The 22,075-nt window shown below is 65.9% G+C and carries 21 protein-coding genes; 11 read left to right on the plus strand and 10 right to left on the minus strand.

All coding sequences use genetic code 11. The features are described from left to right. Positions 1-11: 11 nt before the first annotated feature. From E8F20_RS16985 to E8F20_RS17000, 4 genes are all read right to left on the minus strand, one after another. A complete protein-coding gene (locus tag E8F20_RS16985) occupies positions 12-473 on the minus strand; it encodes a PAS domain-containing protein (protein ID WP_280284766.1) in 462 nt (153 codons plus the stop codon). A 3-nt stretch (positions 474-476) separates the two neighbouring features. Beyond that, positions 477-1,484 carry a response regulator gene (locus E8F20_RS16990; RefSeq protein WP_280284767.1) on the minus strand — a complete coding sequence of 336 codons (1,008 nt, stop codon included), beginning with the start codon at positions 1,482-1,484 and terminating at the stop codon, positions 477-479. 120 nt (positions 1,485-1,604) lie between these two features. Next, positions 1,605-2,831: a TIGR03862 family flavoprotein gene (locus E8F20_RS16995; protein ID WP_280284768.1), complete on the minus strand. Its 1,227-nt coding sequence runs from the start codon at positions 2,829-2,831 to the stop codon at positions 1,605-1,607. A 182-nt stretch (positions 2,832-3,013) separates the two neighbouring features. Then, positions 3,014-3,937: a histone deacetylase gene (locus E8F20_RS17000; RefSeq protein ID WP_280284769.1), complete on the minus strand. Its 924-nt coding sequence runs from the start codon at positions 3,935-3,937 to the stop codon at positions 3,014-3,016. A 70-nt stretch (positions 3,938-4,007) separates the two neighbouring features. Between E8F20_RS17000 and E8F20_RS17005 the strand changes: the two genes are divergently transcribed. Genes E8F20_RS17005 through E8F20_RS17020 form a run of 4 tightly spaced genes read left to right on the plus strand, consistent with a single transcriptional unit; the run spans position 4,008 to position 7,675 of the window. After that, complete coding sequence (locus E8F20_RS17005) at positions 4,008-4,568, plus strand: GNAT family N-acetyltransferase (protein ID WP_280284770.1); 561 nt, start codon at positions 4,008-4,010, stop codon at positions 4,566-4,568. Then, positions 4,565-6,169: a nitroreductase family protein gene (locus tag E8F20_RS17010; protein WP_280284771.1), complete on the plus strand. Its 1,605-nt coding sequence runs from the start codon at positions 4,565-4,567 to the stop codon at positions 6,167-6,169. Before E8F20_RS17005 ends, E8F20_RS17010 begins: the two co-directional genes overlap by 4 nt. Before the next feature lie 31 nt (positions 6,170-6,200). Next, entirely contained in the window at positions 6,201-7,070 is an 870-nt protein-coding gene (gene tesB, locus E8F20_RS17015) for an acyl-CoA thioesterase II (RefSeq protein ID WP_280284772.1), read from the plus strand. Then, positions 7,067-7,675, plus strand: coding sequence for an HAD family hydrolase (locus tag E8F20_RS17020; RefSeq protein WP_280284773.1), 609 nt, complete (start codon positions 7,067-7,069; stop codon positions 7,673-7,675). The genes tesB and E8F20_RS17020 overlap by 4 nt, the downstream gene beginning before the upstream one ends. Positions 7,676-7,827: 152 nt before the next feature. On the opposite strand, the gene E8F20_RS17025 is transcribed toward E8F20_RS17020, so the two are convergent. The 3 genes from E8F20_RS17025 to E8F20_RS17035 all read right to left on the minus strand — a co-directional run bounded on the left by E8F20_RS17025 (position 7,828) and on the right by E8F20_RS17035 (position 10,117). Further along, positions 7,828-8,697 (minus strand): neutral zinc metallopeptidase, encoded by an 870-nt coding sequence (locus E8F20_RS17025; protein ID WP_280284774.1) that lies wholly within the window; start codon positions 8,695-8,697, stop codon positions 7,828-7,830. Positions 8,698-8,766: 69 nt separating this feature from the next. Then, positions 8,767-9,621: a PhzF family phenazine biosynthesis protein gene (locus E8F20_RS17030; RefSeq protein ID WP_280284775.1), complete on the minus strand. Its 855-nt coding sequence runs from the start codon at positions 9,619-9,621 to the stop codon at positions 8,767-8,769. Positions 9,622-9,682: 61 nt separating this feature from the next. Beyond that, a complete protein-coding gene (locus tag E8F20_RS17035) occupies positions 9,683-10,117 on the minus strand; it encodes a DUF411 domain-containing protein (protein WP_028629674.1) in 435 nt (144 codons plus the stop codon). 141 nt (positions 10,118-10,258) lie between these two features. Here E8F20_RS17035 and E8F20_RS17040 point away from each other — a divergent pair, with 141 nt between their 5' ends. Then, on the plus strand, positions 10,259-10,645 hold the full coding sequence (locus tag E8F20_RS17040) for a DUF4345 domain-containing protein (RefSeq protein WP_280284777.1): 387 nt from the start codon (positions 10,259-10,261) through the stop codon (positions 10,643-10,645). A 155-nt stretch (positions 10,646-10,800) separates the two neighbouring features. On the opposite strand, the gene trmA is transcribed toward E8F20_RS17040, so the two are convergent. Both trmA and E8F20_RS17050 read right to left on the minus strand, forming a co-directional pair. Further along, on the minus strand, positions 10,801-11,895 hold the full coding sequence (trmA, locus tag E8F20_RS17045) for a tRNA (uridine(54)-C5)-methyltransferase TrmA (RefSeq protein WP_280284778.1): 1,095 nt from the start codon (positions 11,893-11,895) through the stop codon (positions 10,801-10,803). Further along, positions 11,895-13,187: an NCS2 family permease gene (locus tag E8F20_RS17050; protein WP_137821033.1), complete on the minus strand. Its 1,293-nt coding sequence runs from the start codon at positions 13,185-13,187 to the stop codon at positions 11,895-11,897. The genes trmA and E8F20_RS17050 overlap by 1 nt, the downstream gene beginning before the upstream one ends. A gap of 195 nt (positions 13,188-13,382) precedes the next feature. Between E8F20_RS17050 and E8F20_RS17055 the strand changes: the two genes are divergently transcribed. Next, entirely contained in the window at positions 13,383-13,949 is a 567-nt protein-coding gene (locus E8F20_RS17055; protein WP_280284780.1) for a DJ-1 family glyoxalase III, read from the plus strand. Between the two features lie 149 nt (positions 13,950-14,098). Here E8F20_RS17055 and E8F20_RS17060 read toward each other — a convergent pair whose 3' ends face one another. Then, positions 14,099-15,307, minus strand: a complete 1,209-nt coding sequence (locus E8F20_RS17060) for an MFS transporter (protein ID WP_280284781.1) — start codon at positions 15,305-15,307, stop codon at positions 14,099-14,101. A gap of 288 nt (positions 15,308-15,595) precedes the next feature. Here E8F20_RS17060 and E8F20_RS17065 point away from each other — a divergent pair, with 288 nt between their 5' ends. The 5 genes from E8F20_RS17065 (at position 15,596) to E8F20_RS17085 (ending at position 21,901) form a co-directional block, all read left to right on the plus strand. After that, on the plus strand, positions 15,596-18,424 hold the full coding sequence (locus E8F20_RS17065) for a xanthine dehydrogenase family protein molybdopterin-binding subunit (RefSeq protein WP_280284782.1): 2,829 nt from the start codon (positions 15,596-15,598) through the stop codon (positions 18,422-18,424). After that, complete coding sequence (locus E8F20_RS17070) at positions 18,417-18,956, plus strand: 2Fe-2S iron-sulfur cluster-binding protein (protein ID WP_280284783.1); 540 nt, start codon at positions 18,417-18,419, stop codon at positions 18,954-18,956. Before E8F20_RS17065 ends, E8F20_RS17070 begins: the two co-directional genes overlap by 8 nt. A 2-nt stretch (positions 18,957-18,958) precedes the next feature. Further along, the gene (locus E8F20_RS17075; protein ID WP_280284784.1) at positions 18,959-20,182 is read left to right on the plus strand and encodes a cytochrome c; all 1,224 of its coding nucleotides are present in this window, start codon (positions 18,959-18,961) and stop codon (positions 20,180-20,182) included. A gap of 17 nt (positions 20,183-20,199) precedes the next feature. Continuing rightward, on the plus strand, positions 20,200-21,171 hold the full coding sequence (locus tag E8F20_RS17080) for an XdhC family protein (protein ID WP_280284785.1): 972 nt from the start codon (positions 20,200-20,202) through the stop codon (positions 21,169-21,171). Positions 21,172-21,331: 160 nt separating this feature from the next. Further along, positions 21,332-21,901 (plus strand): nucleotidyltransferase family protein, encoded by a 570-nt coding sequence (locus tag E8F20_RS17085; protein ID WP_280284786.1) that lies wholly within the window; start codon positions 21,332-21,334, stop codon positions 21,899-21,901. The last annotated feature ends 174 nt before the right edge of the window (positions 21,902-22,075 follow it).

Genomic DNA, 22,075 nt, shown 5'->3' on the forward strand with positions numbered 1-22,075 from the left:
AGGCACTCCCCCTACAAGAGCCGCGGACGACTTGTCTCCGCCAGCTGCCGCTTCAAACGCGCCACCTCGGTCATGTCGGTGATCACCAGGCAGACCCGCTCGACCTGCCCACCAGCCGCCGCCAGGGGCAGGACCGTGAGGTTCTGGTACATGAAATCTTCCTCGCCGGTGATCGGGCGGTAATTCTCGAAGCGAATCAGGTAGGGCCGTTGTTCCCACAGGCTGAAAGCGCGGGTCCCGAGTTGCAGCACGGTGTCGACCTTGCGGCGCAACCAGCTGCGGTCGATCTCCGGGAATACGTCGAAGAGGTTCTTGCCATGCACCCGGTCGGGACCGAGGCCTGAATGATTCTCCATGAAACTGTTCCACACCTCGATTCGGTACTGGCGGTCCAGGACCACCACTCCGACGTCCAGGCACTGGACGATATCGAGCAGCCAGTGGAGTTCCTTGAAGTCGATCTGTGCCGGCATGGGTCAGTCCATCAGGTAGTGGATCTTCTGGGTCAGGCGCGCGATGGAGGTTTCGGTGAAGAGCAGCAGCAGGTCGAAGTGCAGGTTGTGGTCTTCGATGGCGTAGCTGATCTCCACCGCCAGCGTCTTGCGCCAGCGCCGGTTATTGAGCTGGAACAGTCGTTCGATGGAGCTGTGCTGGCCGAGCAGTTGTGGGTGGCCCTGGGAAAAACGCACATCGATCTGCTCGGCGATGCCAGCCAGACAGGCGCCGATCAGGATGCTCGCCAGGTCCAGCAGCATCTCCGCCTCATCGGTATCGCCCTGGGGCTGCCATCCGAGCAGGCGCGCCACCTCGGCGCTCTCGGCGTCGTGGAACAGCAGCAGTGCCTCGCCGGCGATGGATTCGCCGATGAAGCCCTGGCACACCGCCGACAACCGCTCGCCGCGCTGGGCGTCGGCCAGGGCCATGTGCAGCTCGCTGACTTCGAAGAGGTTGACGTTGGGCACCGGTAATTGCACGAACACGCCGAGCACACGCGCCAGCAAGGCAGCGGCGCGGCCCATGGCGACGTTGCTGACTTCGCGCAGGGCGTCGCGGAAATTCACCCGCAGGTCCGGGTCGATGCGGCCGGGGACGCCGATGACCGGGCTGGTGGACGGCGCCGGTCTCAGCAATCCGAGACGGATCAGGGTTTCGCGCAGTTCGTCCGGGTCGGCTGGCTTGCGGATGAAGGCGAGCGCGCCCAGTTCCTGGACACGGCGCTGGGCCTCTTCCTGGACATCGCCGGACACCACCACCACGCGGGCCTTCAGGCCTTCGGTGCGGATTCGGCTGAGGACCTGGTAGCCGTCCATCACCGGCATGGTCAGGTCCAGCAGGACCACGTGGCCGTGGCCCTTGCGGATGGCATCAAGGGCTTCTTCGCCGTTGCCGGCCTGTGTGATATGCACCGGCCAGTCCAGCGGCAGCGCGCGGATCAACTGCTTGCGCGCCATCATCGAGTCGTCGCAGACGAGGAGGGGAATCACCTTGGGGGCACCGCATGGAAAAAGCTGGGCTCTGGGCAAGCATAGACGCTGGCCGCGTGCCAGCGGACACCTGGCGGCCAGCTTCCGATCAGATGTGATTTATGGCGGGCTGCCGGTCGGTCAGCTCGTCGTGAGCCAGCGCAGTACGCCCTGTGCGGCGGCGCGACCGCTGGCGAAACAGGCGGTGAGCAGGTAGCCGCCTGTGGGGGCTTCCCAGTCAAGCATCTCGCCGGCGCAGAACACCCCCGGCAATTGCTTGAGCATCAGACCTTCGTCCATTGCCTCGAAGGGCACACCACCGGCCGAGCTGATGGCTTCGTCCAGCGGTCGCGTCCGCACCAGCGTCAGCGGCAGGTTTTTGAGGGTGACGGCCAGGCGGGCGGGATCAAGGAAGTCGTCCTTGGCCGACAGCTCCCGCAAAAGGCCGGCGCGGGCGCCGTCGATGCCCAGCTGGCTGTGCAGGTGCTTGGCCATGGAGCGTGAGCCGCGTGGTCGGGCCAGGGCCTTGGTGATCTTCTCCACGCTCTGGTTGGGCAGCAGGTCGAGGTACAGGGTGGCGCTGCCGGTGGTATTGATGCGCTCGCGGATGGCGGCGGACAGGGCGTAGATCAGGCTGCCTTCGACACCGTTGCTGGTGAGCACGAACTCGCCTTGTCGCGGTGCCGTGTCGTCCAGTCGAATGGTGACCGACTTGATCGGCGCACCGGCGAACTTCTCTTGCAGCAGCGGGCTCCAGCCAGCCACTTCGAAGCCGCAGTTACTCGATTGCAGCGGCGCAATCTGGACGCCGCGCGTTTCCAGCAGCGGAACCCAGGCGCCATCCGAGCCCAACCGCGCCCAGCTACCGCCACCGAGCGCCAGAAGGCAGGCATCGGCTTGCACACGGGTTTCGCCGCCTGGCGTGGCCATGCGCAGGGCGCCCTGGTCATCCCAGCCCAGCCAGCGGTGACGGTTGTGGATAATCACACCTTGCTCGCGCAGGCGCTTGAGCCAGGCGCGCAGCAATGGCGCCGCCTTCATGTCGGTGGGGAAGACCCGGCCCGAGCTGCCGACGAAGGTGTCGATGCCGAGGTCGTGAATCCATGCCCGCAGCTCCTCGGCGCCGAAGTCCTTCAACAGCGCGGCGACCTCATCGCGGCGTGCGCCGTAACGGCCGAGAAAGGGCGCCTTCGCTTCCGAGTGAGTGATGTTCATCCCGCCCACACCGGCCAGCAGGAATTTGCGACCGACCGAAGGCATGGCATCGAACAATTCCACCCGCGCACCGCCCTGGGCCAGGACTTCGGCGGCCATCAGGCCCGCGGGGCCACCGCCGATGACGGCGACGAAGGGGGAGGAGTGGTTCATGGGGATAGGAATGCAGGAGTGGGGGAAGGGTGCATTCTACTGCACCAGGGGGCAGGACTGCGGCCTGCTTGGCGATTGAAATCGCCCTTACAGCAAAGCCCCGGACTGGGCACGATTCGCCTTCGCAGGATAGGTAGAGCTGGCGAAACCCAACAATCCAACGGCATGGGCATCGCTCGAATTCACTGCCCCAGTCCCATCTCCCGCCAGACCCGATCCGCGCTGTGGTGCAGGATGCCATGCCGCCTTGCCAGCGCCGCACGGTCCTTGTCGTAGCCGCCGCCGATCACGCCCACCACAGGAATGTCCCGACCCAGGCAGTGGCGGATCACCCGCTCGTCGCGCTCGGCGAGGCCAGCGTCGGTGAGTTGCAGATAGCCCAGGGCGTCGTCCTTGTGCACGTCCACGCCGGCATCGTAGAGCACGATGTCTGGCTGATACAGGGGCAGCAGGTAGTTCAGTGCGTCGTCCACCACGTGCAGGTAGTCGGCGTCACCCATACCCATGGGCAGGGGGATGTCCCAGTCACTTTCAGCCTTGCGCGCGGGGAAGTTCTTCTCGCAATGCAGCGATACGGTGATCGCTTCCGGCGTAGCGGCCAGCAGCCGCGCGGTGCCGTCGCCCTGGTGCACGTCGCAGTCGAAGATCAGTACCCGTTGCGCCTTGCCTGTTTCCAGCAGGTAGCGGCTGATCACCGCCAGGTCGTTGAAGATGCAGAAGCCCGCCGCGTGGTCGAAGTGCGCGTGGTGGGTGCCGCCGGCCAGGTGGCAGGCCAGGCCGTGCTTCAGGGCCAGGTCGGCGGTCAGCAGTGAGCCGCCCACCGCGCGTACGGTGCGTCGGGCCAAGGGTTCGCTCCAGGGCAGGCCGAGGCGGCGCTGCTCCTCGCGGCCCAGCTCGCCGCTGAGGAAGCGCTGGATGTAGTCCGGACAGTGGGCCAGGGCGAGCACCTCGGGCGGGCACATGTCCGGTCGATGCAGGCGCGCGTCGGTGGTCAGGCCGCTGTCGAGCAAATGCGCGTAGAGCAGGCGGAACTTCTCCATCGGGAAGCGGTGCTCCGCCGGAAACGGCGGGCTGTAGTCATCGTGGTAGACCAGCGGCAGGAACATCGATCGGCACTCGGGGCGGTACGCAGGGCAGTATTATGGGGCCTTCGAGCCAGGTTCAAGAGTAAGTCCCATGTCCCCGATCGAACTGCTTACCCCGCGCCTGCATCTGCGTGACTGGCGCGACGACGACCTCCCAGCCTTTGCCGAAATGAATGCCGACGCCGAGGTGATGCGCCACTTCCCCGCCTGCCTGAGTCGGGAGGAAAGCGATGCCCTGGCGGCGCGTATCCGTGCCCACTTCCGCGACCACGGCTTCGGCCAGTGGATCGTCACGCACCGCTCGGACGGCGCTTTCGTCGGTGTGCTCGGCCTGCAGAACGTGAACTTCGAGGTCCACTTCACGCCCGCAGTGGAAATCGGCTGGAGGCTGATGCCGAGCTATTGGGGACAGGGCCTGGCCAGCGAAGCGGCGCAGGCCGCCCTGGCCTTTGCCTTCGAGCCGCTGCAACTGGTCGAAGTGGTGGCCTTTACCGTGCCGGCCAACCTGCGCTCCCTGGCGGTGATGGCGCGTATCGGCATGCAGCGCGACGCGGACGGTGACTTCGACCATCCGCGCTTGCCCGAGGACGATCCGCTGCGACCCCATTGGCTTTACCGACTGGGCCGCGCCGAATGGGAGGCGCTGCCATGAGCGACGCGGTGCGCGCCTACCACGAACTCAGCAAGCACCGTCCGGACTGCTTCGCCCCCGGCCCCGGCCAACTGGACTGGGCGACCCAGCCGGCGCCTTTCCGTCGTTATGCCGGCGCGCGCCTGGTGGAGCTCTGGCACCGTCCGCTGGAAGAGACGCCACCCTACGACGCGGTGTTCGCGGCCCCGGTTGGTCGGCCGGCGCCGCTAGATAGAGAAAGCCTGTCCCAACTGCTCTATGACAGCTTGGCGATTTCCGCGTGGAAGGAAGCAGGTGCCAGCAAGTGGGCGCTGCGGGTCAATCCGTCCTCGGGCAACCTGCACCCTACCGAGGCCTACCTGCTGCTGCCGCCGGGGGCGGTGGAGGAGGGTGGCTTGCTCGCGCACTACGCGCCGGACGCCCACGCCCTTGAGGTGCGCGCTGAACTGCCGGCGCCCCTGGCAATGCAGCTGGCAGCAGCGCTGCCGCCGGGCGGCTTCCTGCTTGGCCTGGCCAGCATTCCCTGGCGCGAGGCCTGGAAGTACGGAGAGCGTGCCTACCGCTATTGCCAGCACGACCTGGGCCATGCCCTGGCGGCCCTGGCCATCGCCGCCAGCGCGCTGGGCTGGCAAGTGCGTGTCATGGGCGGGGTTGCCGAGGAAGCACTGGACTCGCTGCTGGGGCTGGACGGCCCCGGCTTCGTCGAGCGCGAATTGGCCGATGTGCTGCTGTGGATAGGCCCGGCCCAGGCTGTGGCGTTTGCTCTGGATCAATCGCTGTTGGCGGTGATGGCAGCCCTGGAAATACAAGGCACGCCCAATCGGCTGTCCCGCGAGCAGCGCCACTGGCCGGAGCTGGAACGCATCCACGGCCTATGCCGCGCACCGAGCCTGCCGCTGGCCGACTGGCGCGCCCCGATTGCCAGTGTCTCTGTGGATAACCCCGGCCTGCCCCTGCGGCCGTTGCTGCATCGTCGACGCAGCGCCCAGTCGATGGATGGCCGTAGCGGCATTCATGCCGACCTGCTGCTGGCGTGGTTGCGCCGCCTCATGCCGGAAAATTCGCCCGTCCCCTTCGCCAGTCTTGGTGCGCCCCGGGTAGACCTGCTGCTTTTCGTCCACCGCGTCCAGGACCTGACCCCCGGCCTCTATTGGCTGGCCCGTGGCGCCGTACCCGACGGCGAGCTGGCCAGTGGTTTGCGCGAGGACTTCCTCTGGCAGCGCGCCAGCGACGAGCTGCCGTTGTACCGCCTGCTGGAGGGCGACGCCCGTGGCCTGGCGGGATTCCTCTCTTGCGGTCAGGACATCGCCGCCGACGGCTGCGTTGCCCTGGCGATGCTCGCGCGCTTCGACGACGCCCTGCAACAGGGCGCCTGGCACTACCCGCGGCTGTACTGGGAATGCGGCCAGATTGGCCAATTGCTCTACCTGGAAGCCGAGGCCGCCGGGATATCCGGCACCGGTATCGGCTGCTACTTTGACGATTCGGTACATGAGTTGCTGGAAATGGCCGACAGTCGTTGGCAAAGCCTTTACCATTTCACCATCGGTCGCGCGCTGTGGGACGAGCGCCTGACGACGCTTCCGGCCTACCCCGAACTACGACGACCGCCCCGGCCATGACCGGGGCGGCAGCCTTGCAGAGGAGAACCCCATGACCCAGGTGCTCGACGAGCTGGTCGCGCTGCTGAGCCTCGAATCCATCGAAGAAAACCTGTTCCGTGGCGTCAGCCAGGACCTCGGTTTCCGCCAACTGTTCGGCGGCCAGGTGCTGGGCCAGTCCCTCTCCGCCGCTAGCCAGACGGTGGAGCCCGAGCGCCATGTGCATTCGCTCCACGGTTACTTCCTGCGTCCGGGCGATGCCACCTTGCCGGTGGTGTATTCGGTCGAGCGCGTCCGCGACGGTGGCAGTTTCAGCACCCGTCGGGTCACCGCCATCCAGAAGGGCCAGCAGATCTTCACCTGCAGCGCGTCCTTCCAGCAGGACGAGGAAGGTTTCGAGCACCAGCTGCCCATGCCCCAGGTGCCAGGGCCGGAGAGCCTGCCCAGTGAGCTGGAAATCGCCCGGCAGAACGCCCATCTGCTTTCCGAGCGGGTGCGCGACAAGTTCCTCTGCGCCAAGCCCATCGAGATTCGTCCGGTCACTGCTGACAACCCCTACGACCCCAGGCCGGGCGAGCCGATCAAGCACCTCTGGTTCCGCGCCGATGGCAGCCTGCCGGACATCCGCGCGATCCATAAATACATCCTGGCCTACGCGTCGGACTTCGGCCTGCTGACTACTTCCATGCTCCCCCATGGCGTGTCGGTGTGGCAGAAGTTCATGCAGGTGGCCAGCCTCGACCACGCCCTGTGGTTCCATCGTGACCTGCGTGCGGACGACTGGCTGCTCTACTCCATGGACAGCCCCTGGGCCGGCAATTCCCGCGGCTTCTCCCGTGGCAGCATCTTCAACCGCTCCGGCCAACTGGTGGCTTCGGTGGCCCAGGAGGGCCTGACCCGTCTGCGCGAGGATTGGAAGTGACGTTTCCGGGTACCGAACTTGGGCGATACCGCCATTGGGTGTTCGACATGGACGGCACTCTGACCATTGCCGTGCATGATTTCGCCGCCATTCGCCTGGCCCTGGACATCCCGCCGGAGGACGACATCCTCCACCATCTGACGGCCTTGCCCGAAGATGAAGCCGCCGCCAAGCACGCCTGGCTGCTGGCACACGAACGGGAGCTGGCGCTGAATGCGAGTCCCGCCGAGGGTGCCCTCGAACTGGTGCGTGAGCTGCACCGGCGCGGCTGCCAGCTCGGCATCCTCACCCGCAACGCCCACGAGTTGGCACTGCTGACCCTGGAGGCCATCGGCCTGGGCGATTGCTTTGCCACCGATGACATCCTGGGGCGCGGCGAAGCCCCGCCCAAACCCCACCCCGGCGGTCTGCTGCACCTGGCCGAACGCTGGCAGGTCGACCCTCGTGAACTGGTGATGGTGGGTGACTACCGCTTCGACCTCGACTGCGGCCGCGCGGCCGGCGCGGGAACCGTCCTGGTGAACCTGCCGGAAAACCCCTGGCCGGAACTGACGGACTGGTTCGCGCGGGATTGCGCAGAGCTGTTGCGGTTGAGCCGGGGGTGAGAAAAGGCGGATAGGGCTGTTTGCAGGATGGGGCGGGTGGTGTTCCGCAAGCTGGCGATACCCGCAACCAGATCCGCATGGGTATCGCTTCGCTCAACCCATCCTGCGTCTCTCCCGGAGGGTGAGGGGCGTCCCAGTGCGCTCGGAGCCACTCAGAGCCGCGCCGTCGAAAAGGTATCGCACCGTCCCACTTCGCCCTTCTCGAAGCCCATCTTGAACCAGCGCACCCGCTGCTCCGACGTCCCGTGGGTGAAGGAGTCCGGCACCACTTGGCCGCGGGCTTGGCGTTGCAGACGGTCATCGCCGATGGCGTTGGCGGCGTTGAGGGCTTCTTCCAGATCGCCAGGTTCCAGCCAGTTCAGGCGCTTCTGTGCGTGGAAGGCCCAGACACCGGCCAGGCAGTCGGCCTGGAGTTCCTGGCGTACCAGCAGGCCGTTGTCGCCCTCCACCCGTTCTCCGCGTTGGCGAGCGGCGTTGACCTTGGCGGAAACGCCCAGCAGGGTCTGCACGTGGTGGCCCACTTCATGGGCAATCACATAGGCCTGGGCGAAGTCGCCGGCGGCCTGGAAGCGGCTGGCCATTTCCTCGAAGAAGTCCAGGTCCAGGTAGACCTTGCGGTCTCCCGGGCAATAGAAGGGGCCGACCGCCGACGAGGCGAAGCCGCAGGCCGATTGCACACCACCGTTGAACAGCACCAGGGTCGGGTCCTGATACTGGCGGCCGGCGGCCTGGAAGATGGCACGCCAGGTGTCTTCGGTGTCGCCGAGGATGGCGCTGACGAACTCGCGCTCTTCTGGCGTACCACTGGGCATGGCTGATTGCTGTTGGGGATTGACCGAGGCGTTCTGCTGGGTGATCTGGCCAAGGATCTGCAACGGGTCCTCGCCCATCAGCAGCGCCACCACGACCACGATCGCGATACCGCCCAGGCTCAATCCCTTGCCACCGCCCAGGCGCATGCCGCCCCCCGCGCCTCCGGCGTCTTGTACGTTGTCGCTGCGACGCGCACGTTGCCAGCGCATGACCACTCTCCATTCGAAAGGCGAGTTAATCAGTGTTGACGCTGGAGGCGGGCACCGCCAGCCCGGTCGTCAGCCCAGCTCGGCCGGGGCCGGCAACAGGCGGGCATGGGCCAGCAGTTGAACCTCACCGCCCACCAGCACATTTCCGGCACTGGTAACGCATACATCAAGTCGGCTCGGGCGGCCGAGGAAGCGGCCCTGGGCCAGGGCGAACGGCTGGTCGGCGCGCTCCAGACCCTGCGCCACGCGCCAGGCGGCCACCGGCCCTGCAGCGCTGCCGGTGGCGATGTCCTCGACCACGCCCTGCGGGTCCCAGGTGCGACCTTCGCGGGCGTCCACGTCCATCAGGAAGACGAAGGCGGCGCCGATGTCGGCCAGGGCGTCATCCAGCAGCTCGCGCTGTTTCGCCGCAGCCAGGCCGGCAGCGGTTACTGGCAACAGTAGGTAGGGCAGGCCGGTGCTGACCACCTGGGCCGGGTAGCGGCCGTCACGCGCGCTGCCAAAGGCGGCGGCCAAGGCATCGGCGGCGGAATCGTCCAGCACCTGGCCGAACGCGGCGGCGCCCTGGTCCATTTCGGCGTAGAACCCCTTGCCCTGACGGCGGGTGGCGATGCGCACTTGCTTCTCCACCAGTTGGAGCACCCAGTTGGCGTCTGACTTGCCGCCATGCAGGTGATGCAGTAGGGCGGCGGCGCCCAGGATCGGATGGCCGGCGAAGGGTAGTTCCTCTTCCACGGTGAACACGCGGGCGGAGAAGGCGTTCGGGGCCTCCAGCGGCGCCAGGAAGATCGACTCGAACTGCCGCAGCTCGCGGGTCAGTTCCTGCATGGCGGTAGGGGAGAGCCCGCTGCAATCGGGGAAGACTGCCAGGCCGTTGCCAGCCAGGACCCGTTCAGCGAACACATCGACTTGCCAGTATTCCATTTCAGGCTCCAGGGAAAAGAAAACGGCCGCTTCAAGCGGCCGTCCGAGGGGATGCTCGGGTTCAGCGGGCAGGATACTCGCTGAGCACGCTCAGCTTGCCACCCTGGGCAACGCCGATCACCTGGTAGGCGTCCTGCCGGTCGCCCATTTCCATGCCGGGGGAACCCACCGGCATGCCCGGTACGGCAGCGCCCAACAGGTCGGGGCGCTCGCGCAGTTTGAGCACATCACTGGCCGGCACATGGCCTTCGACGAACTTGCCGTCTACCACGCCGGTGTGGCAGGAGCCGAGCTGGTAGGGCACGCCGACGCGCATCTTAACCGCGGCCATGTCGCTTTCCTCGTGGTCGCGGACCTGGATGCCGTTGTCCCGCAGGTGGCTGATCCAGGCCTTGCAGCAACCACAGTTCGGGTCACGGTAGACGTCCATGGTGATGGGCTCGGCGGCCTGGGCGATGCCGGCCAGCAGGGTGGTGAGCAGGAGGAGGGAACGCATGGGGGCTCCTTGCGGCCAGGCAGGCCGGGGATAAAGAAAGGCAGGATAGCGCTGCACCTTTCCAGGCCCAAGAAAAGCTCTGTATCAGACTATTCCCGAGCGGCCTATGCTTTTTCCCTGACCTTGTCGCGAGACCAGACGATGCTCTTTACCCGCATCCTGCTGGGCCTGCAGGCCCTCATTCTTGCTGGCTTCGGGCTGGCGTACTTCATCCGCCCGGAAGAAATGGCCAGCCTCAGCGGCATGCTGCTGATGGACCCTTCGGCGGTGACCGATGTGCGTGCTTACTACGGCTGTCTGCAGCTGGGTATCGCTGCCTTCCTGCTGCTGGCCCAACTACGCCTGCAACTGGCGCGGGCAGCACTGGATCTGCTGGTGCTGATCTATGTTGCCCTCGCCTTGGGGCGGATCAGCGGCCTTTGGCTGGACGGCAGCCTGGGGCAGACCTTCAACCTCTACGTGCTGCTGTTCGAGGTGGTGTCGGCGGGGCTGGCCTTTGCCGCGTTACGCAAGCTGGATGGGGCCTAGGCTTCCCAGCCCCTCTCCCGGATTTCGCGGATGGGGCGGGCGGCGTTCCGCGAGCCTGCGAAACCCATCAACCGTGGCTGCATGGGTTTCGTGCCTCAACCCATCCTACGGTTCTGTCGTCAGGGGGATTACGTTTCATCGAGCCACCACCGAACTCAGCGCCGCTCCAGCAGCACGCCCGATTCCATGTGGTGCGTGTAGGGGAACTGATCGAACAGGGCGCAGCGCACCACTTTGTGGGTATCGCTCAACTGCTGGATGTTCGCCGCCAGGGTCTCCGGATTGCAGGAGATATAGAGGATGCGGTCGAAACGGCGGGTCAGTTCGCAGGTGTCCGGGTCCATGCCGGCGCGGGGCGGGTCGACGAAGACGCTGCCGAACTCATAGCTCTTGAGGTCAATACCCGCCAGGCGGCGGAATGGGCGCACTTCGTTCAGCGCTTCGGTCAGTTCCTCGGCGGACAGGCGCACCAGCGTGACGTTATCCACGGCGTTATCGGCCAGGTTGGCGAGGGCGGCGTTCACCGAGGTCTTGCTGATCTCGGTGGCCAACACCTTGCGCACGCGGGTGGCCAGCGGCAGGGTGAAGTTGCCGTTGCCGCAATAGAGTTCCAGCAGGTCGTCCTGGCGATCGCCCAGCACGTCGAAGGCCCAGCCCAGCATCTTCTGGTTCACCTCGCCGTTGGGCTGGGTGAAGGCCCCCTCCGGCTGGCGATAGCGGAATACTCGGCCAGAAACGGTCAGTGCTTCCTCGACATAGTCGCGGCCGATGACGATGCGCTTGCCCTTGGAACGACCTACCAGGCTCACACCCAGTTCGGCGGCCAGCGTCGCGGCTTCGGCCTGCCAGGCGTCGTCCAGCGGACGGTGGTAGCAAAGCGTGATCAGCGCATCGCCGGCCAGGGTAGTCAGGAATTCCACCTGGAACAGCTTGAAGGACAGCACCTTGCTCGCTTGCCAGCCGGCTTTCAGGCGCGGCATCAGCTCGTTGATGCGGCGGCTGGCGATGGGGAAGTCTTCGATCATCACCGGGGTGAACTTGTCGCCGGCTTCGAACATCGCGTAGTGGCGGTTTTCGCTGCCGGTCTCGCGCCACAGGCGGAATTCCGCGCGCAGGCGATAGTGCTCACGGGGGGATTCGAAGACGTCCGGTTCCGGGGCATTGAAGGGCGCCAGCAGCGCCTTCAGGCGCTGCGTCTTCTCGGCAAGCTGGGCGGTGTAGGCCGCCGGGTCGAACTGGGGACGACTCATCAGTGGAAGAAACCCATCTTGATAACAAAGAGTACCGCGAGGATCACCAGCGCCGGGCTCAGCTCTTTATAGCGGCCGGCGAGGGTCTTGATCGCGGCCCAGGCGATGAAACCGAAGGCAATGCCATCGGCAATGGAATAGGTGAACGGCATGGCCAGGGTGGTGATCAGCACAGGGGCGGCAGTGGTCAGGTCGCTCCAGTCGATCTCGGCCAGGCCCGAGGCCATCAGCACGGCAACGAAGAACAGCGCCGGGGCGGTGGCGAAGGCCGGCACGCTGCCGGCCAGCGGCGAGAGGAACAGGGCCAGCAGGAACAGCACGGCGACTACCAGCGCGGTGAGGCCGGTACGGCCGCCGGCGCTGACGCCCGCAGCGGACTCGATGTAGCTGGTGGTGGTGGACGTACCCAGCAGGGAGCCGCCCATGGCGGCGGTGGAGTCGGCGATCAGCGCACGGCCCATCTTCGGCATGTAGCCATCGGCGCGCATCAGGCCAGCCTTCTTCGCCACGGCGATCAGGGTGCCGGAGTTGTCGAACAGGTCGACGAAGAGGAAGGCGAAGATCACGCTGACCAGGCCGATTTCCAGCGCCCCCTTGATGTCCAGCTGGAGGAAGGTGGGGGCCAGCGACGGCGGCATGGAGAAGATGCCCCCGAACTGGGAGACGCCCAGCGCGATGCCGGCGATGGTCACCAGGAGGATGCCGATGAGCACGGCTCCAGTCACCTTGCGGGCTTCCAGGGCGACGATCAGGAAAAAGCCGAGCACGGCGAGGATCGGCTCGGGCTTGGTCAGGTCACCGACGGTCAGCATGGTCACCGGGTGGGCGGCGACGATGCCGGCCTTCTGCAGGGCGATCAACCCGAGGAACAGGCCGATGCCGGCGGCGATGGCCGAGCGCAGTTCCAGCGGGATGCTGTTGATGATCCACTCACGGATCTTGAACACCGAAAGCACGAAGAACATGCAGGCGGAGAGGAACACGGCGCCCAGGGCCACCTGCCAGGTGTGACCCATCTGCAGGACCACGGTGTAGGTAAAGAAGGCGTTCAGGCCCATGCCGGGGGCCAGGGCGATCGGGTAGTTGGCGATCAGCGCCATGGTGGCCGAGCCGATCGCGGCTGCCAGGCAGGTGGCGACGAAGATCGCACCCTTGTCCATGCCGGTCTCGCCGAGGATGGCAGGGTTGACGAAGAGGATGTAGGCCATCGTCAGGAAGGTCGTCAGACCGGCCAGGACCTCGGTGCGCACGTTGGTGTCGTGCGCTTTGAGTTGGAACAGCTTTTCCAGCATGTGTGGGCTCCCCGTGACGCACTGCGTCGTTGTCATTCAGCTGGCGAAAAGCAAAGCACAAATGCACGGCGCACGCGGGCGCCATGGACTTTTCTCTGCCAGTCTGAAAAAAGGCGCGCATCATACCAGCTCACCCCGGAGTGGTGAATTTATGACCGGACGGACAGCTTCGGTTTCCAGGAAAAGGAGAACACCATGCATACCCAACCTCATCTCCAGGCCCTGATCGCCGTTGCCGAAGGCGTTGAAGACCTGGAAACCGTGACCCTGATCGACGTGCTGCGGCGCGCCGACATCAAGACGGTGGTGGCCAGCATCGAAACCCGCCGGATGATTACCCTGGCCCGCGGCACTCGCCTGACCGCCGACACTATGCTGCTGGACGTGCTGGCCCAGGATTACGACCTGATCGTCCTGCCCGGCGGCATGCCCGGCGCCCAGCGCCTGGGCGAGCACGAGCCGCTGGCCGAGAAGGTGCGCCAGCAGGCCAAGGCCGGCCGTTTCTTCGCTGCCATCTGCGCCTCCCCGGCCATGGCCCTGCAGCCCTTCGGCGTCCTGCGCCAGCGCCGCATGACCTGCTACCCGGCCTTCAGTGACCGGCTGTCCGGCTGCACCTTCGTCGACCAGCCGGTGGTCGTGGACGGCAACTGCATCACTGCACAAGGCCCCGGCAGCGCCCTGGCCTTCGCCCTGACCCTGGTGGAACAGCTCTGCGGCAAGGCCAAGCGCAACGAAATCGCCAAGGCGATGCTGGTGCCCTGATCGGCTGGGTCCGGAGCGTTTCTTTGTGGGGGCGATTTCAATCGCCAGGCAGGACGAAGTCCTGCTCGACGGATGTTGAGGGGGCGGGCAGCTGCGCTGTCCTTAGCGAATGAATTCGCCCCCACAAGTTAAACGCACCCGGGATGGACTCAGTGCAGCTTGTCCCGCTTGGCTAGCGAGGGAAACAGCTTTATCCACAGCCCGGTCACGATCAGCGTACCGACACCACCCATGACCACCGCCGGCACCGTGCCGAACCAGGCGGCGGTGACGCCGGACTCGAACTCACCCAACTGGTTGGATGCGCCGATGAACAGCCCGTTCACCGCGCTGACGCGGCCGCGCATCTCGTCCGGTGTGTGCAACTGCACGAAGGCGCCGCGAATCACCATGCTGATCATGTCGGCCGCGCCGAGCACCGCCAGCACTGCCAGGGAGAACCAGAAGGAGGTGGAGAGGCCGAAGGCGATGGTCGCCACGCCGAAGATCCCTACCGAGGTGAACATGATTCGCCCGACATTGCGCTCGATGGGGAAGCGCGCTAGCCAGAAGGACATCAGCAATGCGCCGACCGCCGGAGCCGAGCGCAACAGGCCCAGGCCCCAGGGGCCGGTGAGCAGGATGTCCTTGGCGAACACCGGGAGCAGGGCGGTGGCGCCGCCCAGCAGCACGGCGAAGAGGTCCAGGGAGATCGCGCCGAGGATGTCCGGCCGGCTGCGGATGAAGCGGATGCCCGCCAGCAGGTTTTCCAGGTTGGCCGGCGCCTTGTTGGCCTGCTGCTGGCTGCTCGAAAGGCCCAGCATCAGGACGCAGGCGGCGATGTAGAGAACCGCTGTCGGGCCGTAGACCCACAGGCTGCCGAAGGCGTAGAGCAGGCCGCCAAGGGCCGGCGCGACGATGGTGGCTGCCTGCATCGCCGAGGCGGAGGCGGCCACCGCGCGGGGGAAGAGTTCCTTGGGCACCACATTCGGCAGCAGCGCCTGGGTGGCTGGCATCTCGAAGGCGCGCGCGGCGCCGAGAACGAAGGCCATTAGGAAGATCAGCTCGCGGCTGGCGCTGTCGGTGGCGCTGGCGAATACCAGCATGCCTGCCACCAGGGCCTGGAGAATCTGGCAGATGGCGGCGACGCGACGGCGATCGAAGCGATCGGCCACATGCCCGGTATGCAGCATGAACAGCACGCGCGGCAGGAACTCCACCAGACCCACCAGGCCCAGGTCGAGCACGTTGCCGGTGAGTTCGTAGATATGCCAGCCGATGGCGACGGTGATCATCTGGAAACCGCTTGCCGTGCAGACGCGCGCGAACCAGAAAGCCAGGAAAGGACGATGGTGGCGTAGGAGGAGGGCTTGGGACATCGCTGAATTTGCTTAGGTTGCTATCGGTGCGCAGCCTAGCACGGGCTCTGAAATATGCGGTTGCACTTACCGAATAAAGCGTTCGATCAGCGAGTCCTTCGTCAGAATTTTCTGACCTAGAAGACAATTTTTCCTTTGTCTGCGTCAGGGAATTCGCTAATATTTGACTTCCGAGTCAGGTAAATCCTCCGACTATCATTGTTACGACCCTTCCCGCCAGGAAGGGCCGACAACCGCTTATTGCATAACGAATGGGGCCGGTTGCATCCGGTCCCATGAGGAACGGGCATGTCCACTCCTGAGTTATCCCGTCGCGCCTTCCTGCAAGGCAGCGTCGTCGCCGGTATCGGCATCACCCTTGCCCCCTTGGGCAGCAAGGCCTTCGCCGCGCTGTTCGAAGAGCAGGTCACCCGCACGCCGGAGCCCTGGCACACCGTTGGTGGCCAGGCTCGTGGGCGGATCGACGGCGTCAGCAAGGTCTGCGGCGGCAAGGTGTTCGCTCGGGACATTCGCGCCAAGGACATGCCTGGCTGGCCGCAGCAGCAAGGCCATGCGCTGCTGCTCAAGGCCACCCGTGCCGACCATCTTTATCAAGGCATCGACCTGTCCATGCTCGGCGAAGAGCTCAAGCCCGATCGCGTGGTGACGGCTGTCGACCTCGCACGCGACGGTATCGCCTTCCCCGAAGGCCACAACCCCGACCCCTTCCTGCCCGAAGGCCAGGTGCCGATGTTCATCGGCCACCCGGTGGCGCTGCTGATCTGGAAAGACTTCGACCGTTACCGTCGGGCGAAGAACATCCTCAAGTTCAATGAGAAGGTGGTGCGCTACGGCGCCCAGGCGCCGTTGTTCCAGCGTGACCCCTACGGCAGCTTCCGCTTCGTGCGTGTTGGCGGCACCACGCCCTTCGAGCCGGATACCTTCTCCAGCCTGAAGGACAGCATGCTGTTCCCGCTGATCCGCGAGCGCAAACCCACCTGGGGCGCCGGCAACCCGGCGGGCGACCTGACCGCCCAGGGCATCTACCACGCCGAGCAGATGCAATCGAAGCTGGCCAATCCGCCGGAAGGCTGGATGGTCTTTGACGAACGCTTCAAGACCCAGTCCATCGAGCCGGCCGCCCTGGAAGCGGACAACGGCAATGGCTGGTACGACCCGGCCACCGGCACCCTGCATTTCGTCGTGGCCACCCAGTGCCCCTTCGAGGTGGCCGAGCAGACCGCGCACATGCTGGCGCCGTCGCGCTTCACGGTGCAGAAACTGAACATGCACCCCGGCTACACCGTGGGCTACGGCTCCAAGGACAACAACATCTTCGTGTTCTACGCCGCCCTGGCGGCGATTTACGGCGACGGCGTGCCGGTGCGTCTCGCCAATGACCGCTACGAGCAGTTCCAGAGCGGTATCAAGCGCCACCCCTTCGACATGCATTACCAACTGGCTGTGAAGAAGGACGACCTGTCGTTCCAGATCTTCCGTGCCCACATGGACGTCGATGGCGGTGGACGCATCAACTACAGCCCCTCGGTCGCCGCCGTGGGGGCTACCGCCGCGCAGTCCATCTACTACCTGCCGCAAAGCGATCTGGCCGCCACCGCCTATCATTCCCGTGGCGTCGAAGCCGGCTCCATGCGCGGCTACGGCACCCTGCAGACCATGGCCGCCACCGAGATGATGGTGGACGAGGTCGCCGCGCGCCTGGGCGTCGACCCCATTGAGCTGCGCCGCAAGAACGTCTTCAAGTCCGGCATGAAGAACACCCAGGGCGCGATTCCCGCCGGTGCCCTGCGCCTGGACGAAATCCTCGACAAGGCTGCGCAGCACGAGGTCTGGAAGAACCGCGATGCACGCAAGCGCGAGGAGGAGGCGAAGGATCCGGACAACTACTACGGCGTTGGCTTCGCCATCTGCCAGAAGGACTTCGGCACCGGCTCCGAGGCACCCATGGCAAGCATCGAGTTCACGGCCGATGGCCGCGTGACGCTGCGCCAGATCGCCATCGACATGGGCACCGGCATGGCCACCTCCCAGGCGCTGCTGGTGGCTGACTACTTGGGCCGTCCGGCGCATGAAATCCGCACCGGCGTCACCGAGTGGGCCGAGCTGGACCTGACCACCAGCGGCAACCCTTACCTGATCAGCCAGGCTGAACAGGATGCCGCGCTGAAGAACCCGCGCTGGGTCGGCAAGCTGGCTTCGCCGTCCTCGGCGACCAACTCGGCCTACTACTCCGGCCACGGCACCCGCGAGGCGGCACGTATCCTCTTCAACCACGGCCTGTGGCCGGCGGCGCTGAGCATCTGGGGCCGCGGCGAGTTTGGCGGCCTGGCCAACCCCTACGTGGTGCGCCGCGAGGACGCCCATTGGGTGGAAGGCAAACTGACCGCCAACGGCCTGCCGCCGATCCCCTTCGAGGTGCTGGCGCACAAGGCCCACGAGCTGGGCCTGGTCACGGGTGTCAGCGTCCACGGTTTCAACCGCTGGGCCTGGGCCGAGGGCGAGTTCGACATCGACGGCAAGCGCGACACCTTCCCGCTGGACGCCGTGGCCGTTAAGTACGGTGACGGTGCTGCCAAGGAGAAGAAGGCGAAGATGACCAGTCACGGCTACCACCTGCTGGACCGTACCGCCATCAGCTATCCGCCGACCCAGCTGAACAACGCCATGGTCACCTACTACAGCCCGGTGGCGACGCTGGTGGAAGTGAAGGTGAACAAGGGCAGTGGTGAGGCGCGGGTGATCAATCACCATTCCTGGCTGGAGTGCGGCCGGGTGATCGTCCCCGAACTGGTGCTCGGCCAGCTCGAAGGCGGCATCGCCATGGGCATCGGCCACGCACTGCTGGAAGACATGCCGCTGTACGAGGGCGGTCCCGGCGAAGGCACCTGGAACTTCAACCGTTACCAACTGCCCCGCGCCAAGGATTGCGCAGTGTGGAAACAGACCGCTGAAATCCTCCCGCCGCTGTCGCCCAGCGACCCGGCCAAGGGCATTGCCGAAGTGGTGATGATCCCGGTGGTCGGCGCCATCGTGAACGCCGTGGCCCACGCCACCGGCAAGCGCCTGCGCGACCTTCCCCTGACTCCGGCCCGCATCAAGGAGGCCCTCCATGGCTAAGCGCACCCTCAGCATGACCCTCAACGGCCAGGCCGTCGGTCCCTTCACCGTGGACGACGACCTGATGATGATCGAGTTCCTCCACGAACACCTGAACCTCACCGGCTCGCGCCTGGGTTGCGGCCAGGGCATCTGCCACGCCTGCGTGGCGATCCTCGACAAACCGGATGGCACCAGCGAGGAGATCCGCACCTGCATCACTGGCGCGCACTTCTTCGACGGCAAGAAGGTGCGCACCATCGAAGGCCACGCCAAGCGTGATGCAAAGGGCGAAGTGACCGAGCTGAATCCGATTCAGCAGAAGTTCATCGATCAGTTCGCCTTCCAGTGCAGCTACTGCACCCCTGGCTACGTCAACGCCGCCACCGTGCTGGTGGAAAAGCTCCAGCGCCAGCCGGTCAAGCGCAGCGAACTGGAAGGGGAGATCGAACATGCCCTGGGCAATCACATCTGCCGCTGCACCGGCTACGTCCGCTACTACAACGCCGCGCGCGAAGTGGTAGAAGGCCTCGGCCTGGTCAAGGAGGGTTGAGGATGCGCTCGTTTCTCCTCGCAGCCCTGCTGCTGCCCCTGGCCGCCCAAGCCGCTGAACAGCCGGTGGACAAGGCGCTGATCGAGCGCGGCAAGTACCTGTCCCGTGCCGCCGACTGCGTGGCTTGCCACAGCATCGAAGGCGGTGCCGAGTACGCTGGCGGCCTGCCGCTGGTGTCGCCGTTCGGCACCATCTACGGCACCAACATCACCCCGGACAAAGAGCATGGCATTGGCGACTACAGCGCTGAAGAGTTCTACAAGGCCGTGACCCAGGGCGAGCGCAAGGACGGCGGCAAGCTCTACCCGGCCATGCCCTACACCTCCTACCACCTGCTCAAGCGTGAAGACTCCGACGCCATCTACGCCTATCTGATGAGCCTGGAGCCCATCGCCAAGCCGAGCCCGAAGACCGACCTGGCCTTCCCCTTCAACGTGCGCTTCGGCATGACCTTCTGGAACATGCTCTACAAGAACCGCGTGCAGCTCGAGCCGTCCAACGGCAAGGGTGAGGAGTGGCAGCGCGGCCAGTACCTGGTGGAAGTGCTCGGCCACTGCGGCGAGTGCCACACCCCGCGTAATGCGCTGGGTGCCCTGCAGCAGGACCGGCGCATGACCGGCGGCGTGATTCTCGGCTACGAGGCCCCGAGCCTGCTGGCCAAGGACCTGGCCGAGCGCGGCTGGACCACGGACGACTTGTCCACCTTCCTCAAGCACGGCATCAGCGATCAGGGTTCGGTATTCAACGAGATGTACCCGGTGCTGCATCACAGCACCCAGTACCTGCCTCAGGATGATCACCGCGCCATGGCCACCTACCTGCTGGGCGAAGAGCCGCCGGCTCCGCGCAAGATAGCTGCCGTGGCCGAGGCTGAACTGGGTGAAAGCGCCGCTCGCGGTCGCCAGGACTACCTCAACGTCTGTGCCGGTTGCCACGGCGTGGCAGGAGAGGGCGTGCCGCACGTGGCGGTTGCCATGAACGGCAACACCACCTTGCGCCTGGCGGATTCCCGCAACCTGCTGCGGGTTATCGACGACGGTATCCGCGAGCAGCAGTTCACCGGTTTCGAACGGATGCAGCCAATGCCCGGCTTCAGGGATAAACTCGACGACGGCCAGATGCGCGACCTGCTCAACTACCTGCGCCAGACCTGGGGCGGCCTCGACACTGAGGTGAGCCCGGAGCGGGTGACGGAGCTGCGCGGCGAGGTCCTGTCGTCTCACTGATTAGGGTATTTCCCACGATGCAACACCTCGATCTGCTGGTGGTGCGCAAGGCGCTGGAGTGGTCCGCTTCTGGCCAGCGTGTGTGGCTCTGCACCGTCCTCGCGACCTATGGCTCGGCGCCCCGCGCGCCGGGTTCCCTGTTGGCGGCCACCGCCGGCGGGCACTGGATTGGCTCGCTGTCGGGCGGTTGTGTCGAGGATGACTTCCTCGAACGCCTGGTCGCCGGTGCCTTCGCCGAGCCGGTCCAACTGGTGCGCTATGGCGACGGCAGCGATACCCACTCGTCGATCCGTCTGCCTTGCGGCGGCATTCTCGACGTGCTGGTGGAAAACCTGCCCGCCGATTGCGATGTCCAGGCGCACCTGCGAGAGCTGGAAACGGCCTTGGCCGGCCAGCGCCGCTTGATCCGCGAGGTCGCCCTGCCCGAGGGCGCGCGTCGGTTGTTGCCGGACCGCGAGCATGGCCCGCGGGTGGAGCGCCTGGGCGACCTGTTGCACCTGCGCGTCGGTGCCGCCCAGCGCCTGCTGCTGGCGGGTTACTCCACTGTGGCCCAGGTATGCGCCGAGTTTGGCCAGAGCCTGGGCTTCGAGGTGGTGCTCTGCGACCCGCGTGATGAGGCACTGCAGGGGGTCGAACTGCCGGGCGTGGAAATCCGCCGCGAGCTGCCTTCGGAGTTCATCCGCCAGGGCGGCTGCCACGCCGACACCGCTGTGGTCGCCCTGACCCATGATCCGAAAATTGACGACCTGGCAATGATCGAGGCGGTTCGTACCGAGGCCTTCTACATCGGTGTGATGGGCTCGATGGCCACCAGCGCCAAGCGCATGGAACGCTTGCGCCGGGTCGGCGGCCTGAATGAGGTGGAGCTTGCGCGCATCATCGCGCCCATCGGCCTGAACCTTGGCAGCAAGACCCCGTCCGAAATCGCCCTGGCGGTGCTCGCGGACATCCTGCGGGTGCGCAACGGAATTGCGCGGGAGCGCCTGTGAGGCAAGCCGGCAGGCCTTGCTTTTCTTTTGTGGGGGCGAATTCATTCGCTATGCAGACCGCAGGTCTGCCCTGCAAGCATCATGGGGCAGCTGCGCTGCCCTACTGCGAATGAATTCGCCCCCACAGTGATTCGCCCCGATGGCAATCCGGAGCTGACCAATGCCCTTCGTCCCCGCCCTGATCCTCGCCGCTGGCTTCGGCACCCGCTTCGGCAGCGACAAGCGCCGCACCACCCTGGCTGACGGTCGCACCCTGCTGGCGGCGAGCCTGGCGCGGGCACAGGCGGTGTTCGACGAGGTTCATGTGGTGCTGCGCCCCGAGGACGATCCGGCGCAACTGGGGCTGCCGCAGGGCTGCAACATCATTCTGTGCGAAGACGCCGGGCGAGGCATGGGCCACAGCCTGGCGGCCGGTGCGCGGGCGCTGGCCGCAAGCCCTGCCGATGCCGTCGCCGTGCTGCTGGGTGATATGCCGTGGATCGCCGAATCCAGCCTACGCGCCCTGATTGCCAGGGCGGCGCCGGGGCGCATTGTGTTTCCCGTCCATCACGATGAACGCGGGCACCCCGTGCTGTTCGGCCGCGAGTTCTGGCCGGAACTGCAGGCGCTCACCGGCGACGAAGGCGCGCGCCGTGTGCTGCGCGCCCATGCCGCGGCCTGGGTTTCCGTCGGCGTGGACGACCCAGGTGTCCTGCGTGATGTGGACAGCCCTGACGCTCTCGAACCCTAGGTTGCGGCAGAGCGCAGCGAAGCCCAACGAATCCGGGTGGGCTCGCGTGTTGGGCGTCGCTTCGCTCAGCGCCAACCTACACGCTGAATAACCTGCGGCGGCCGGCCGCGCGGCAACCTGTCGCGCGGCAACGAACCACAGCTTCCCAAATGCCTTGAACGGCTAATCTCTATG

Origin of the sequence: Pseudomonas sp. BN415 (assembly GCF_029871195.1) — a bacterium.
Lineage (GTDB): Bacteria > Pseudomonadota > Gammaproteobacteria > Pseudomonadales > Pseudomonadaceae > Metapseudomonas > Metapseudomonas resinovorans.